The organism is Halomonas sp. (assembly GCF_031581305.1).
In the GTDB taxonomy this organism is placed as follows: domain Bacteria; phylum Pseudomonadota; class Gammaproteobacteria; order Pseudomonadales; family Halomonadaceae; genus Halomonas.
In genome coordinates this window covers 1-13859 of sequence record NZ_JAVLBC010000080.1, presented here as the reverse complement: position 1 = coordinate 13859, position 13859 = coordinate 1, and the positions used below count along the sequence as shown (strand labels likewise).

The 13859-nt window shown below is 67.2% G+C and carries 12 protein-coding genes and 1 pseudogene; 11 read left to right on the top strand and 2 right to left on the bottom strand.

The window, feature by feature from the left end; genetic code table 11:
- Positions 1–227 (bottom strand): annotated as a pseudogene (locus tag RI841_RS08500) (DNA/RNA nuclease SfsA); the annotation flags it as partial.
- Positions 227–1387 (bottom strand): pyridoxal phosphate-dependent aminotransferase, encoded by a 1161-nt coding sequence (locus RI841_RS08495; RefSeq protein ID WP_310705157.1) that lies wholly within the window; start codon positions 1385–1387, stop codon positions 227–229. The pseudogene RI841_RS08500 and the gene RI841_RS08495, both read right to left, overlap by 1 nt.
- 218 nt (positions 1388–1605) lie before the next feature.
- On the opposite strand from RI841_RS08495, the gene dksA reads away from it, so the two are divergent.
- From dksA to RI841_RS08440, 11 genes are all read left to right on the top strand, one after another.
- Entirely contained in the window at positions 1606–2043 is a 438-nt protein-coding gene (gene dksA / locus RI841_RS08490; protein WP_040183924.1) for an RNA polymerase-binding protein DksA, read from the top strand.
- 90 nt (positions 2044–2133) lie between these two features.
- Entirely contained in the window at positions 2134–3027 is an 894-nt protein-coding gene (gene gluQRS, locus RI841_RS08485) for a tRNA glutamyl-Q(34) synthetase GluQRS (protein WP_310705156.1), read from the top strand.
- Between the two features lie 12 nt (positions 3028–3039).
- A complete protein-coding gene (locus RI841_RS08480) occupies positions 3040–3216 on the top strand; it encodes a hypothetical protein (RefSeq protein ID WP_310705155.1) in 177 nt (58 codons plus the stop codon).
- Positions 3206–6166, top strand: coding sequence for an ATP-binding protein (locus RI841_RS08475; RefSeq protein ID WP_310705154.1), 2961 nt, complete (start codon positions 3206–3208; stop codon positions 6164–6166). The genes RI841_RS08480 and RI841_RS08475 overlap by 11 nt, the downstream gene beginning before the upstream one ends.
- The gene (locus RI841_RS08470) at positions 6144–7547 is read left to right on the top strand and encodes a sigma-54 dependent transcriptional regulator (RefSeq protein ID WP_310705153.1); all 1404 of its coding nucleotides are present in this window, start codon (positions 6144–6146) and stop codon (positions 7545–7547) included. Before RI841_RS08475 ends, RI841_RS08470 begins: the two co-directional genes overlap by 23 nt.
- An 838-nt stretch (positions 7548–8385) precedes the next feature.
- Positions 8386–9783, top strand: a complete 1398-nt coding sequence (gene pcnB, locus RI841_RS08465) for a polynucleotide adenylyltransferase PcnB (protein ID WP_310705152.1) — start codon at positions 8386–8388, stop codon at positions 9781–9783.
- Positions 9780–10277: a 2-amino-4-hydroxy-6-hydroxymethyldihydropteridine diphosphokinase gene (gene folK / locus RI841_RS08460; protein WP_310705151.1), complete on the top strand. Its 498-nt coding sequence runs from the start codon at positions 9780–9782 to the stop codon at positions 10275–10277. The genes pcnB and folK overlap by 4 nt, the downstream gene beginning before the upstream one ends.
- Before the next feature lie 115 nt (positions 10278–10392).
- Complete coding sequence (gene panB / locus RI841_RS08455) at positions 10393–11184, top strand: 3-methyl-2-oxobutanoate hydroxymethyltransferase (protein WP_310705150.1); 792 nt, start codon at positions 10393–10395, stop codon at positions 11182–11184.
- A 25-nt stretch (positions 11185–11209) separates the two neighbouring features.
- Entirely contained in the window at positions 11210–12058 is an 849-nt protein-coding gene (gene panC, locus RI841_RS08450) for a pantoate--beta-alanine ligase (protein ID WP_310705158.1), read from the top strand.
- Between the two features lie 38 nt (positions 12059–12096).
- Positions 12097–12477: an aspartate 1-decarboxylase gene (panD, locus tag RI841_RS08445; RefSeq protein ID WP_310705149.1), complete on the top strand. Its 381-nt coding sequence runs from the start codon at positions 12097–12099 to the stop codon at positions 12475–12477.
- Positions 12478–12683: 206 nt separating this feature from the next.
- Positions 12684–13859, top strand: a complete 1176-nt coding sequence (locus tag RI841_RS08440; RefSeq protein WP_310705148.1) for an acetyl-CoA C-acetyltransferase — start codon at positions 12684–12686, stop codon at positions 13857–13859.

Here is a 13859-nt window from a genome sequence, read left to right as displayed (position 1 = left end):
CCGTTAAACTGCGGCAGCTCGATCAGCTCCCATGTCCAGGCCAGCTTGCGGGCCGGGTTGTCGCTGGGCGACAGCCAGACCCGGCAGCCCGGCACGTTCACCGCCCGCATGGAACCGGTATTGGGACAGTGGGCCACCACCTCGCGGCCGTCATCGAGGCGCACATCGGCCAGGAAACGCTTGTAGCGACGCAGCAGGGTCCCGGGGGCCAGGGTCGGATACTCCATCAGCGGCGCGCCAGGAAGCGCTCGAGGCGGCTCACGGCCTCCTCCAGCCGCGCCTCGCCGGTGGTGAAGGCGATACGCACATGGTGCTCACCGCCGTGCAGGGCGAAGTCCGTCCCCGGGGTGATGGCGACGTTCTCCTCCTCGAGCAGCGCCCGGCAGAAGGCCTCGCTGTCGTCGCTGTAGCGCGAGATGTCGAGCCACACATAGAAGGCCCCCTGGGGCGCCAGCGACGGCGCGAGCTCCAGGCGGGAGAGACCCGCCAGCAGAGCGTCGCGGCGCCTGCCGAGCTCGCTCCGCCGGGTCTCGAGGATCCCGTGGCACTCGGGCGTGAAGGCGGCCAGGGCCGCATGCTGGGCCGGGGTGGAAGCGGCCAGGAAGACATTCTGGGCCAGCCGGGCAAGCGGCTCCACCGCCGCTTCGGGCGCCAGCAGCCAGCCCAGGCGCCAACCGGTCATGCCGAAATACTTGGAGAAGCTGTTGACCACGAAGGCATCGGCGCTGAGCGAGGCCACCGAGAGCGGTTCGAGATCGTAGCAGAGTCCCTGGTAGATCTCGTCCACCAGCAGGTGGCCACCACGCGCCGCCACCGTCTTGGCCACCGCCGCGAGCTGCCCGGCATCGAGCATATGGCCGGTGGGGTTCGAGGGCGTGGCGAGCATGGCCAGGCGGGTATCCTCGCGCCAGTGGGCCTCGACGAGCCCGGCATCCAGCTGCCAGTCGCTGGCCGGCCCCACCGGCACGGCGTCCACCTCGGCGCCGGCCAGGGCCATGAAGTGGCGGTTGCAGGGGTAGTTGGGATCGGCCATCAGCACCCGGTCACCCGGGCTGGCCAGCAGCTGGCTGGCCAGCAGCAGCGCTCCGGAAGCGCCGGGCGTGACCAGGATGCGCCTGGGGTCGACGGCGGCACCGAAGTGCTCGGCATAGTGGCCGGCGATGGCCTCGCGCAGCGCCGGCAGCCCTGCCGCCGGCGTATAGCGGGTATGACCGGCCGACAGCGCGGCATGGCCGGCCTCGATCACCGGCTCGGGGGTCGGGAAATCGGGCTCACCGACCTCCAGGTGGATGACATCGTGCCCGGCGGCCTCGCGGGCCTGGGCCGTCTCCAGCAGGCTCATCACGCGGAAGGGGGCGATGCGCTCGACGCGCGTATTCCAGGACATGTAGGGCTCCTCTCGACACGTCGCGGCACGACGGGCATCTTTCCCGCGGCCAAGGGTCAAAATGGCATGTTACGATTTTTGGCGTGCAGGCGCAGTCCGGGCAGCGGTAGAGGTTGCACGACTGCTCTTTTTACGCTAAACAAGCACCCCTTTGGCGTGAGATACCAGGCATCACGGCGGGTATTGATCAGTAGTCACTCAAGTAACGAGGCAATCCCATGCCAGTAGCAGAAAAGAAGATGGATGCTCCCAAGAAATTCACCCCGTACGAGCCGGCGCCGGGTGAAGAGTACATGAACGAGAAGCAGCTGGAGCACTTCCGACAGATCCTGCTGGGCTGGAAACAGGAGCTCATGGAAGAAGTCGATCGCACCGTGCGCCATCTGCAGGAGGAGGCGAACAACTACGCCGACCCCGCCGATCGGGCCACTCAGGAAGAGGGCTTCAACCTGGAACTGCGCACCCGCGATCGCGAGCGCAAGCTGCTCAAGAAGATCAACGAGACCCTCGAGAAGATCGACGAGGATGACTACGGCTTCTGCGAGGCTTGCGGTGTCGAGATCGGTATCCGCCGGCTGGAGGCGCGGCCCACCGCCACCCTGTGCGTGGACTGCAAGACCCTGGCCGAGCTCAAGGAAAAGCAGTTGGGCGGCTAAGGCGGCGATGCCGATCTCCTCGACCCCACCCCGCGACGGGCACCCCAGGGTGCCCGTTTGCATGTCGGCCCGGCGCGACAGGGGGAACCGATGAGCGACTACCGCGGCCGCTTTGCGCCGACCCCCTCGGGGCCCCTGCATTTCGGCTCCCTGGTAGCGGCCCTGGCCAGCTTCCTGGATGCCCGCCGCGCGGGTGGCGAGTGGCGGCTGCGCATCGAGGATATCGACCCGCCACGCTGCCCCGCCGGAGCCGCCGACACCATCCTGCGCCAGCTCGAGGCCTTCGGCCTGCACTGGGATGGCCCGGTCACCTGGCAGCATGACCGCCACGACGCCTATGCCGCCGCTCTGGAGCGGCTCAAGGCACAGGGGCTCGCCTATCCCTGCAGCTGCTCGCGCCGCCAGTGGCGCGACCATCCCGTCTACCCCGGCTGGTGTCGAGAGGGGGTGCGCGAACCCGGCAAGCCGGTCGCCTGGCGACTGCGCAGCGACCTGGGCCTGCGCCCGGTCGTCTGGCAGGACCGCCTGTTCGGTGAGCAGCGCTTCGACCCGGCCGAGCTCGGCGACGTCGTACTCCAGCGCAAGGACGGTTTCTGGGCCTATCAACTTGCGGTGGTGGTCGACGACGCCGACCAGGGCATCAGCGACGTGGTGCGCGGCTTCGACCTGCTCGACAACACCCCTTGGCAGCGCCAGCTGCAGCACGCCCTGGACGTCCCCGAGCCCCGCTACCTGCATCTACCGTTGATCATCGGCGAGGACGGCCAGAAGCTCTCCAAGCAAAACCTGGCACCGGCCCTGCCGGAACAGGACGATGCCGTGCGCCCGCAACTGCATGCAGCCCTGACGGCGCTGGACCAGGCCCCGCCCCGTACGCTTGCCACGGCGCCGGTGGACGAGCAGCTACGCTGGGCCGTCGCCCATTGGGATATCGCCCGGCTGCGCGCCGAAGCCCACCGCCAGGCCGACACCGCCTCGCCCTGAGAGGAGCCCGCCATGTACATCTATCGCATCATGCTCTTCCTGGTCTTCGGCGGGTACCTGCTCTCCCCGCTGCTGATGAGCGGCTGGGCCAGCCCCGAGGTGGCCTGGTACCGCCCCTTCGTCATCTGGGGCGTGCTGATCGCCCTGACCCTGTGGCTGGAGCAGAAGAGGAAGCTCGATGAACGCTAGCCTCGGCGGCCTGCTGGCCCTCGGCAGTGGCTACCTGCTGCTGCTTTTCCTCGGCGCCCTGGCGGTGGAACGGCACTGGATCCCCACGCGCATCGCGCGCCATCCGGCAGTCTATACCCTGGCATTGGGGGTGTACGCCAGCGCCTGGGCGATCTACGGCAGCCTGGAGCTGGCCGGCAATGCCGGCTATGGCTACCTCGCCTACTATCTGGGGGTAGCGGGGGCCTTCCTGCTCGCCCCGGTGCTGCTGGTGCCGATCCAGCGCATGACCCGCACCTACCAGTTGGCCTCGCTGGCCGACCTCTTCGCCTTCCGCTTCCGCTCGCGCTGGGTCGGCACCCTGATCACCCTGGTCAGCCTGCTGGCCGTACTGCCCCTGCTGGCCCTTCAGGTGCAGACCCTGGGAGACACCATCTATCTGATGACCGGCACCGCCTCGCCGGCCCTGCTGGCCCTTCTGTTCTGCGCACTGATCGCGCTGTTCGCCATCCTCTTCGGCGCTCGTCACACCCGGCTGCACGCCCGCCACGACACCCTGCTCGCGGTCATCGCCCTGGACTCGCTGATCAAGCTCACCGCCATGCTGGCACTGGGGGCCTTCGCGCTCTTCGTGGTCTTCGATGGCCCCGCCGACCTCCAGACCTGGCTGGACGGCCCGGGACGCGCGGCCCAGGCCAGTATCGCCAAGCTCGACCCAGCCCAGTGGCGCACCCTGCTGCTGCTGTTCTTCGCCGCGGCCTTCCTGATGCCGCACATGTTCCATATCACCTTCGCCGAGACCCTCTCGCGGCGCACCCTCCTCCAGGCCTCATGGACGCTGCCGCTGTTCCTGCTGCTGATGGCACTGCCGGTGCCTCTGATCCTCTGGGCCGCCCAGCGTCTGGGGGTCGATGCCGGCGGGCTCGGGCCCGCCTACCTGGCCTACGGACTCTCGGAGTCGCTGTGGCTCCAGGGCCTGGTGTTCATCGCCGGTCTGGCGGCCACCAGTGGCACCATGATCATCATTTCCCTGGCGTTGTCAGGCATGATCCTCAACCATCTGGTGCTGGTCGCCCACCCCCCGGTGGACCAGCCCGACCTCTACCGCTGGCTGCGCTGGCTACGCCGTGCGCTGATCGTGGCGGTGATCCTCGGTGGCTGGCTCTTCTACCGCCTGGTCGGGGTGAACCACAACCTCACCACCCTGGGACTGGCCGCCTTCATCGGCATGGCCCAGTGCCTGCCGGGCATGCTGGCCCTGCTCTACTGGCCGGGCGCCAACCGCAAGGGCATGGTGAGTGGGCTGACGGCGGGGGTGCTGGTATGGCTCTCCGGCACCTGGGTCCCCCTGCTCACCGATCTTCCAGCCCTGGTGCTGCTGCCACCGGGCCTGGAGGCGCTGGCCGGCGAGCCGGTCTGGTACGTGGTGACCCTGGTCTCGCTGGCGGCCAACATCCTGACCCTCATCCTGGTCTCGCTGATCACGCCCACCTCCGCCGGCGAGCAGGCCGCGGCCGAAGCCTGCTCGGTGGATGCGGTGATCCGTCCCAAGCGCTTGCCGCTGGTGGCCGGCAACGGCGAGGAGTTCAAGCACCACCTGACCCGCGCCCTGGGCGAGGAGGTCGCCAGCCGCGAGGTCGACCGCGCCCTTGGCGACCTGGGCCTGTCGCCACTGGATGGTCGCCCCTATGCGCTGCGCCGACTGCGCGACCGCATCCAGGCCAACCTTTCAGGGCTGATGGGTCCCTCGGTGGCCCAGGATATCGTCGACCGCCACCTGCCCTATCGCCGTGGTGGCCTGGAGCCCAACGACGACATCCATTTCGTCGAGAGCCGCCTGGAGGCCTATCGCACCCGGCTGACCGGCCTGGCCCGAGAGCTCGACGGCCTGCGCCGTTACCACCGCCGCATCCTCACCCGGCTGCCAGTGGGCCTGTGTGCCTTCGGCGTCGACGACGAGCTGCTGATGTGGAACGACGCCCTCGCCGAGCTCTCCGGGATCGATGGCAGCAGCGTGGTCGGCTCGCGCCGCGATGGCCTGCCGCCGCCCTGGGGATCCCTGCTGGGGCGCATGTTCCTCGAGCATCACGACCACCTCTACAAGCAACCGGTAACGCTGGATGGCACCACCCGCTACCTGAGCCTGCACAAGGCTGAACTCGAGGCCGACGAGGAGATGCGTGGCGGCACCGTGATCCTGGTAGAGGACCACAGCGAGATGAAATGGCTGGAGGACGAGCTGGTCCATGCCGCTCGACTGGCCTCCATCGGCCAGTTGGCAGCGGGCGTGGCCCACGAGATCGGCAATCCCGTCACCGGCATCTCCTCACTGGCCCAGAACCTGCGCTACGATACCGATGACCCGGAAGTGCTGGAGACTGCCACCCAGATCCAGCAGCTCACCGACCGGATCTCGCGCATCGTCGAGTCTCTGGTAGGCTTCGCCCATGGCGGCCGACACGTGACCGGCCAGCCCTTCGCCGCGGTGTCGCTTGACAGAGTGACCGACGAGGCCCTGCACTTGATCCATCTCGCCCGCTCGGGGGAGGATATTCGTTACCACAATCGCTGTCCGGCCGGCCTCGAGGCCAAGGGGGATTCCCAGCGGCTGCTGCAGGTAATGGTCAACCTGCTCGGCAATGCCCGCGATGCCAGTGCCCCGGGAGGCGAGGTGACCATCGATGCGGCTCCCCAGGGCAAATGGCTCCACATCACCGTCACCGACCAGGGCCACGGCATCGACGAGCGGGTGCGCGACCACCTGTTCGAGCCCTTCACCACCACCAAGCCCCCCGGCGGAGGGACGGGACTCGGCCTGCCACTGGTCTACAGCATCATTGCCGAGCACGGCGGCCAGATCGATATCGACTCCCCGCCCCCCGGGCAGACCCAGGGCACCCGCTTCCACCTGTGGCTGCCCCTCAACCCAGAACATGGTGACAGCACCGATGAGCCGGATCCTGATCGTTGAAGACGAAGCCATCATCCGCAGCGCCCTGAAGCGGCTGCTGGAGCGCCACGACCACCGGGTCAGCGAGGCCGGCTCGGTGGCTGAGGCCCTCACGCTAGAGCCTCAGGGCTTCGACCTGGTGATCAGCGACCTCCGGCTCCCCGGCGAGCCCGGCACCGAGCTGATCGGCCACGCCGCCCCCATCCCGGTGCTGATCATGACCAGCTACGCCAGCATGCGCTCCGCGGTGGAGGCGCTGAAGCTCGGGGCCGTGGACTATGTGGCCAAGCCCTTCGACCACGACGAGCTGCTCGAGACCGTGGCCCGGGTGCTACACCGGCAGGCCTCGCAGCAGGGCGAGCCGCCCGACATCACCGAACCCGGCGGCAAACGCCAGACCATGATCGGCAACTGTCCCGCCATGCAGATTGTCTATACACGCATCCGCAAGGTAGCACCGGCCGATGTCACCGTGCTGATCCAGGGCGAGTCGGGCACCGGCAAGGAGCTGGTCGCCCGCGCCTTGCACCAGCAGAGCCGCCGCGCCCATGCGCCGCTGATCTGCGTCAACTGTGCGGCCATCCCCGAGACGCTGATCGAGTCTGAACTGTTTGGCCACGAGAAGGGCGCCTTCACGGGGGCCAGCGCCGCGCGTACCGGCCTGGTCGAGGCCGCCGACGGCGGCACCCTTTTCCTTGACGAGATCGGCGAACTGCCACTCGACGCCCAGGCCCGCCTGCTGCGAGTGCTTCAAGAAGGCGAAATCCGCAAGATCGGCTCGGTGGAAACCCGGCATGTCGATGTGCGCCTGATCGCCGCCACCCACCGCGACCTGCAGAGCCTGTCGAAGACCGGCGAGTTCCGCCTCGACCTCTACTACCGTCTCAACGTGATGCAGATCGACCTACCGGCCCTGCGCGAACGCGAGGATGACATCCTCGAGATCGCCGACGTCCTGCTCGAGAAGGCCTGCCGGCGTCACGAGCGCGACGGGCTGCGCCTCTCGCGAGCCACGCGGCGCACCATCCGCGACTACCCCTGGCCCGGCAACGTGCGTGAGCTGGAGAATGCCCTGGAGCGCGGCGTGATCCTCGCCGAGGGCCACCTCATCCATCCCGACGACCTGGGGCTCGCGCCACCCCCCCAGCCGCCGGGCAAGCCTCCGGCACCCGCATCGGCTCTCGCCGGCCCGCTGGAGCAGGAAACCAGCGAAGAGAAGAGCGGCGACGAGGAGGATCTCTCCCTGGAGGACTACTTCCAGCACTTCGTGCTGGAGCACCAGGACCAGATGAGCGAGACCGAGCTCGCCCAGAAGCTCGGCATCAGCCGCAAGTGCTTGTGGGAGCGCCGCCAGCGCCTGGGCATACCCCGCAAGAAGAGCCCACGCCGAAACACGGGCTGAGGCGGCTGACCATGCGACCATGGTACAAGTGGCCGCGGCGTCGACCCCGGGCGCCTCTTTTCCCCTTCACGCCGCCCCGCCTGCACTATTTGTTACCTTCCCACACAGCCAATGCTCCACAACGGGACAAATCGGGTAACACTCCGCTCCCCTGGTAGCAGATGAACTTCCCCTGGCATACGTAACCATATGTTTTTAAAAAATTTATTTTCCGATGGCACGCAGCCTGCTAAAGGTAAGGCAAGAAAAACAAATCCGGACGTCACCCGCTGCCAACAATAACAACAGGTCAGCCAGGCGTGACGGGGCCCGACCCTCGAACAACAACAAGATACCCGGGCCTCTACGACTTCGGCGCTTGCCGACAACAAGAACAGCATCGGCACGGCGCGAGGCCTTCGAGTCCCAACAACAACAAGCTGCTCGAAGCACCGGAGCCATCAGGACGCGACGCACCCGGGTACGGCCGACCAACAATGACAAGAGGTCGTCGAGGTGCACTCCCGGCAACAACACCAACAAGCCGGGAGGAGGCATGCTTTCATGCCGTCGTGGTTGGACTATTGTTTTGAATACGAGACGGTCGCTGTCAGGAGCATCAACAAACACAACAACACCGCTTGCCTGAACACTCCTTGGTGACTGTGGTGCGTATTCAGGGCGATGCGCCATCACGAAGAAGAATCAGCAGCAGGGATGCTGCATCCTGCTTACAGGGGAGGCCGATGGCCTCCCCTTTCTGCTTCTGGCACGCCCCGACACTGTGTCGCGCTTTGCAAGGTGTCAGTGGTCGGCTACACTCAACGCTTTCCGCGTCCCCGCGAGTTGATATCGCCGCATGATCAAAGGTTTTACCCGCTTTCTGCAGAGTCCGGGCGAGCGCATCAAGTCGCTATTCGGCCCTCAGGATGCGCCGGCCGGCAGCACCGGGCCGCGCATCATTCCCCGTCAGGAACACCCTGTCTCGCGTCAGCACTTCAGCGACGCCGCCCTCAAGGTGCTCTACCGGCTGCACAATGCCGGCTTCCAGGCCTTCCTGGTGGGCGGCTGTATCCGCGATGCGCTGCTCGGTCACATGCCCAAGGACTTCGATGTCGCCACGGATGCCACGCCGGAGCAGGTCAAGGACCTGTTCCGCAACTCGCGCATCATCGGCCGGCGTTTTCGTATCGTGCATGTCCGCTTCGGTCGCGAGGTGATCGAGGTCACCACCTTCCGGGGCAAGCCGAACGATGACCACGCCGACCACATCTCCCAGCAGTCGGACGATGGCCTGCTGCTGCGCGACAATGTCTGGGGCAATATCGAGGAAGATGCCCTGCGCCGCGACTTCACCGTCAACGCCCTCTACTACAACATTGCCGACTTCTCGATCCACGACTTCGCTGACGGCGTGCGTGACATCGAAGCCCGCACCCTGCGGCTGATCGGCGATCCGGCGACACGCTATCGCGAGGACCCGGTGAGGATGCTCAGGGCGGTGCGCTTCGCCGCCAAGCTCGACTTCCACCTCGACCCGGCCACCGAGGCTCCCATCCACGACGCCGCGCCGCTGCTGCTGCAGATCCCCCCGGCGCGGCTGTTCGATGAGGTCCTCAAGCTGTTCATGGCCGGCCAGGGCGTCGCCACCTTCCATCTGTTGCGCCAGTACGGGCTGTTCGCGATGCTCTTCCCCGAGGCCGATGAGGCCATGGAGGAGCTGCCCTGGGCAGAGCGCCTCGTCGAGCTGGCGCTGGAGAGCACCGACCGCCGCATCGCCGAGGACCGCCCCGTGACCCCGGCCTTCCTGTTCGCCGCCCTGCTCTGGGCGCCCGTCCAGCAGCGCCAGGCGATCCTCGAGGCCGAGGGCATGCCGCCCATCCCCGCGCTACAGGCGGCGTCCCAGCAGGTGGTGTCGCGCCAGCTCCAGCACGTCGCCATCCCCAAGCGCTTCAGCCTGCCGATGCGCGACATCTGGGATCTGCAGCAGCGGCTACCGCTGCGACGCGGCAAGCGCGTCTTCCAGACCCGCGAGCACCCGCGCTTCCGGGCCGCCTACGACTTCCTGCTGCTGCGCGAAGGCGCCGGCGAACTCGAGCCCGGTCTGGGTGACTGGTGGACCGCTTTCCAGCAGGCCGACGAGCACGAGCAGCGTCGTCTGCTGGGCAAGGTCGGCGCCGACCCCGCCGGCAGCGGCCAACCCCGCAAGCGCCGGCGTCGCCGCAGGAAACCCCGGGGCCCCGCGAGCGAGACATGAGCCCTCCATGGCACCATGCCTGGATCGGCCTGGGCAGCAATCTCGACGGCCCGCGTGAGCATGTCGAGCGCGCCCTAAGCGAGCTCGAGCGTCTTCCCCTGACCCATCGCATTGCCGCCTCGCGACTCTATGCCAGCTCACCGGTGGGGCCTACCGACCAGCCCGACTATATCAATGCCGTGGCGCATCTGGAGACGCGGCTCTCGCCGCTCGCTCTGCTCGACCAGTTGCAGGCCCTCGAGCAACGCCACGGTCGCGTACGCGGTCGACGCTGGGGCCCACGGACGCTCGACCTGGACCTGCTACTCTTCGATGAACAGCGAATCACGCTGCCACGGCTGACGGTGCCCCACCCGGAGATGACTCGGCGCGCCTTCGTGCTGGTCCCACTCTTCGAGTTGGCCCCAAGCCTGGTACTCGACGACAAGCCTCTGGCGCGACTGACCGCCGGGCTCGAGACCCGAGACCTCAGGACAGTGTTACCGCAAGACTGAGGAATGCCCCGCACTGTTACCTATCGACACTCCGACATGATTTAGGTAACAATCGCAGGTTACACCGAAGCAGGCCCGCCAGAAGCCACCCACGACCAGACGACGAGATCACGCCATGAAAACCGTCACCCTGAGCACGCTGCAGGCCTCCAAGCGCGCCGGTGAGCCGTTCAGCTGCCTGACCGCCTATGACGCCTCCTTCGCCAGGGCGGCCGCAGAGGCGGGCATCGAGGTGCTGCTGGTGGGGGACTCCCTGGGCATGGTCCTGCAGGGCCATGACAGCACCTTGCCGGTGACCCTCGACGAGATCTGCTACCACACCCGCTGCGTGGCCCGCGGTAAGGGCGCCAGCCTGCTGATGGTCGACCTGCCCTTCATGAGCAACTCGAGCACCGAACGCCTGCTGCAGGATGCCGGCGAGCTGATGCGCGCCGGGGCCGAACTGGTCAAGGTCGAGGGCGAGGCCTGGATGGCCGACGGCATCCGTGAGCTGACCCGACGCGGCGTGCCGATCTGCGCCCATCTCGGTCTGACGCCCCAGTCGGTCTACCAGTTGGGGGGCTACAAGGTGCAGGGGCGCGAGGCCGAGCAGGCAACCCGGATCCTCGAGGATGCCCGTGCCCTGGTCGAGGCCGGCGCCTCGGTAATCCTGCTCGAGTGCGTGCCGGCAAGCCTGGGACGAGCAGTGAGCGAGGCGCTGGAGGTGCCGGTGATCGGCATCGGCGCCGGCCCCGACACGGACGGCCAGATCCTGGTAATGCACGACGTGCTGGGGGTGACCCACGGCCGGACGCCACGCTTCGTGAAAAACTTCATGGTTGATGCCGACGATATCCCAGGCGCCTTCCGCCGCTACCACGAGGACGTCAAGGCCCGTCGCTTTCCCGCCCAAGAGCACTGTTTCTAAGCCACGTTTCTAGGAGCTCGCCGTGATGCGTACCCTGCGAGAGATTTCGCTCCTGCGCGAGGCCCTGGACGAGTTCCGTCACCGCGGCCAGCGCATCGCCCTGGTACCGACCATGGGCAACCTGCATGAGGGCCATCTGGCCCTGGTGGCGGAGGCGCGCCGCCGGGGCGACGTGGTCGTGGCGACTATCTTCGTCAATCCCCTGCAATTCGGTGCCGGCGAGGATCTGGACGCCTACCCGCGCACCCTGGCCGACGATCAGACCAAGCTCGAGGACGCCGGCTGCGACCTGCTGTTCGCTCCCGAGACGACGACCCTCTACCCGCGCGGCCTGGAGGGCCAGACCCGGGTCTGCGTGCCCGAGGTCAGCGAGGGGCTCTGCGGTGGCGACCGGCCCGGACACTTCGATGGCGTCGCCACCGTCGTCACCATGCTCTTCCACCTGGTGCAGCCCGATATCGCCTGCTTCGGCGAGAAGGACTACCAGCAGCTGGCAGTGATCCGCCGCCTGGTGGCCGACCTGCACCTCCCTGTGGACGTCGTCGGCGTGCCCATCGTGCGCGCCGAGGATGGCCTGGCCCTCTCTTCGCGCAACGGCTACCTGGATGCCGCTCAGCGCGCCACCGCCCCCTTGCTCTACTGCACCCTGTGCGCACTGCGCGAGGCTCTGGCGGCCGGTGCCGACCCGGACGATACCCTGGCCGACGGTCTGGCCCGGCTGAGAGAGGCCGGCTTCGCGCCGGACTACCTCGAGCTTCGCAACGCCGACCTGGGGCCCGTCACGGCAACCACCCGCGAGGCCGTGCTGCTCGCCGCGGCGCGCCTGGGCCCAACCCGATTGATCGATAACCTGAGCCTGACCCTGCCACGCTGAGGGCGTGTGGCACCGTCAAACAAAGGAATCTTCGCTCCATGCAGACCATCATGCTCAAGTCCAAGCTGCACATGGCTCGTGTCACCCATGCCGTGCTCAATTACGAGGGCTCCTGCGCCATCGACGGCGAGCTGCTCGACATGTCCGGCATCCGCGAGAACGAGCAGATCCAGATCTACAACGTCGAGAATGGCCAGCGCTTCACCACCTACGCCATCCGCGCGGAAGAGGGGTCGAAGATCATCTCGGTGAACGGCGCCGCGGCTCACCTGGCAAGCGAGGGGCAACGCGTGATCATCTGCAGCTATGCTCATTACAGCGACGAGGAGCTCAAGGCGCACGCGCCGGCCTTGGTCTACCTCCAGGAAGGCAATGTCATCAGCCACACCAGCGACGCCATCCCGGTACAGCTGGCCTGACAGCTGCCTGGCGCGGCACCTTGCAGGGTGCCGCAGCCCCTGCCTTGCCCCCGCCCTTACCTGCATATTCGGCCATGGAAGCATTGCCGCGATGCACAAACGTCCCCTATCCTGAAAGGCCCGGCTCTGTCTGAGACGTCATCACGCTCAGGTTGCCCTCCAGACACGGCCGCAAGCCCGCTAGTCATTCTTCAGGAGTATCTCCCATGCAAGACGTGGTGATTGTTGCCGCTCGCCGCACTGCCGTCGGCACCTTCGGTGGCTCCCTGGCCGGCATCCCGGCCAGCGACCTGGGTGCCCATGTCATCAAGGACATCCTGTCCACCACCGGCGTCGCCGGGGATCAGGTCGACGAGGTACTGCTCGGCCAGGTGCTCACCGCCGGGGTCGGCCAGAACCCTGCCCGCCAAGCGTCCATCAAGGCCGGTCTGCCGGATGCCGTGCCCGCCATGACCATCAACAAGGTCTGCGGCTCCGGCCTCAAGGCCCTGCACCTGGCCACCCAAGCAATCCGCTGCGGCGACGCCGAGCTGGTTATCGCCGGCGGCCAGGAGAACATGTCCGCTTCGCCCCACGTGCTGCCCAACTCCCGCACCGGCCAGCGCATGGGCGACTGGAAAGCGGTGGACACCATGGTCCACGACGGCCTGTGGGACGCCTTCAATAATTACCACATGGGCATCACGGCCGAGAACCTGGCCGAGAAGTACGGCATCACCCGCGAGGAAATGGACGAGTTTGCCGCCGGCTCCCAGCAGAAGGCCACCGCCGCCATCAAGGAGGGGAAGTTCAAGGGGCAGATCGTCCCGGTGGAAATCCCCCAGCGCAAGGGTGACCCGGTGGTCTTCGACACCGACGAGGGCCCGCGTGACGTGACTGCCGAGAAGCTCGCCGGCATGCGCCCGGCCTTCAAGAAGGACGGCACCGTCACCGCCGGCAACGCCTCCTCCATCAATGACGGCGCCGCCGTGGTGATGCTCTGCACCGCTGACAAGGCCAAGGCCCTGGGCCTCGAGCCGCTGGCCCGCATCAAGGCCTACAGCAATGCCGGCGTCGATCCCTCGATCATGGGCATCGGCCCGGCCCCGGCCACCCGTCGCTGCCTCGAGAAGGCCGGCTGGAGTCTGGACGACCTGGACCTGGTCGAGGCCAACGAGGCCTTCGCCGCCCAGGCCCTCTCCGTCAACAAGGAGCTGGGCTGGGATGTCAGCAAGGTGAACGTCAATGGCGGCGCCATCGCTATCGGCCACCCCATCGGGGCCTCAGGCTGCCGCATCCTGGTGACCCTGGTCCATGAGATGATCGCCCGCGATGCCAAGAAGGGTCTGGCGACCCTGTGCATCGGCGGCGGACAGGGCGTGGCCCTGGCCATCGAGCGCTAA

Bases quoted from the DNA above. Each gene is read 5' to 3' on its own strand.
- RI841_RS08470 (WP_310705153.1), top strand. From the start codon at position 6,144: ATGAGCCGGATCCTGATCGTTGAAGACGAAGCCATCATCCGCAGCGCC.
- RI841_RS08440 (WP_310705148.1), top strand. From the start codon at position 12,684: ATGCAAGACGTGGTGATTGTTGCCGCTCGCCGCACTGCCGTCGGCACC.
- panC (WP_310705158.1), top strand. From the start codon at position 11,210: ATGCGTACCCTGCGAGAGATTTCGCTCCTGCGCGAGGCCCTGGACGAG.
- folK (WP_310705151.1), top strand. From the start codon at position 9,780: ATGAGCCCTCCATGGCACCATGCCTGGATCGGCCTGGGCAGCAATCTC.
- gluQRS (WP_310705156.1), top strand. From the start codon at position 2,134: ATGAGCGACTACCGCGGCCGCTTTGCGCCGACCCCCTCGGGGCCCCTG.
- RI841_RS08480 (WP_310705155.1), top strand. From the start codon at position 3,040: ATGTACATCTATCGCATCATGCTCTTCCTGGTCTTCGGCGGGTACCTG.
- pcnB (WP_310705152.1), top strand. From the start codon at position 8,386: ATGATCAAAGGTTTTACCCGCTTTCTGCAGAGTCCGGGCGAGCGCATC.
- panB (WP_310705150.1), top strand. From the start codon at position 10,393: ATGAAAACCGTCACCCTGAGCACGCTGCAGGCCTCCAAGCGCGCCGGT.
- dksA (WP_040183924.1), top strand. From the start codon at position 1,606: ATGCCAGTAGCAGAAAAGAAGATGGATGCTCCCAAGAAATTCACCCCG.
- RI841_RS08475 (WP_310705154.1), top strand. From the start codon at position 3,206: ATGAACGCTAGCCTCGGCGGCCTGCTGGCCCTCGGCAGTGGCTACCTG.
- RI841_RS08495 (WP_310705157.1), bottom strand. From the start codon at position 1,387: ATGTCCTGGAATACGCGCGTCGAGCGCATCGCCCCCTTCCGCGTGATG.
- panD (WP_310705149.1), top strand. From the start codon at position 12,097: ATGCAGACCATCATGCTCAAGTCCAAGCTGCACATGGCTCGTGTCACC.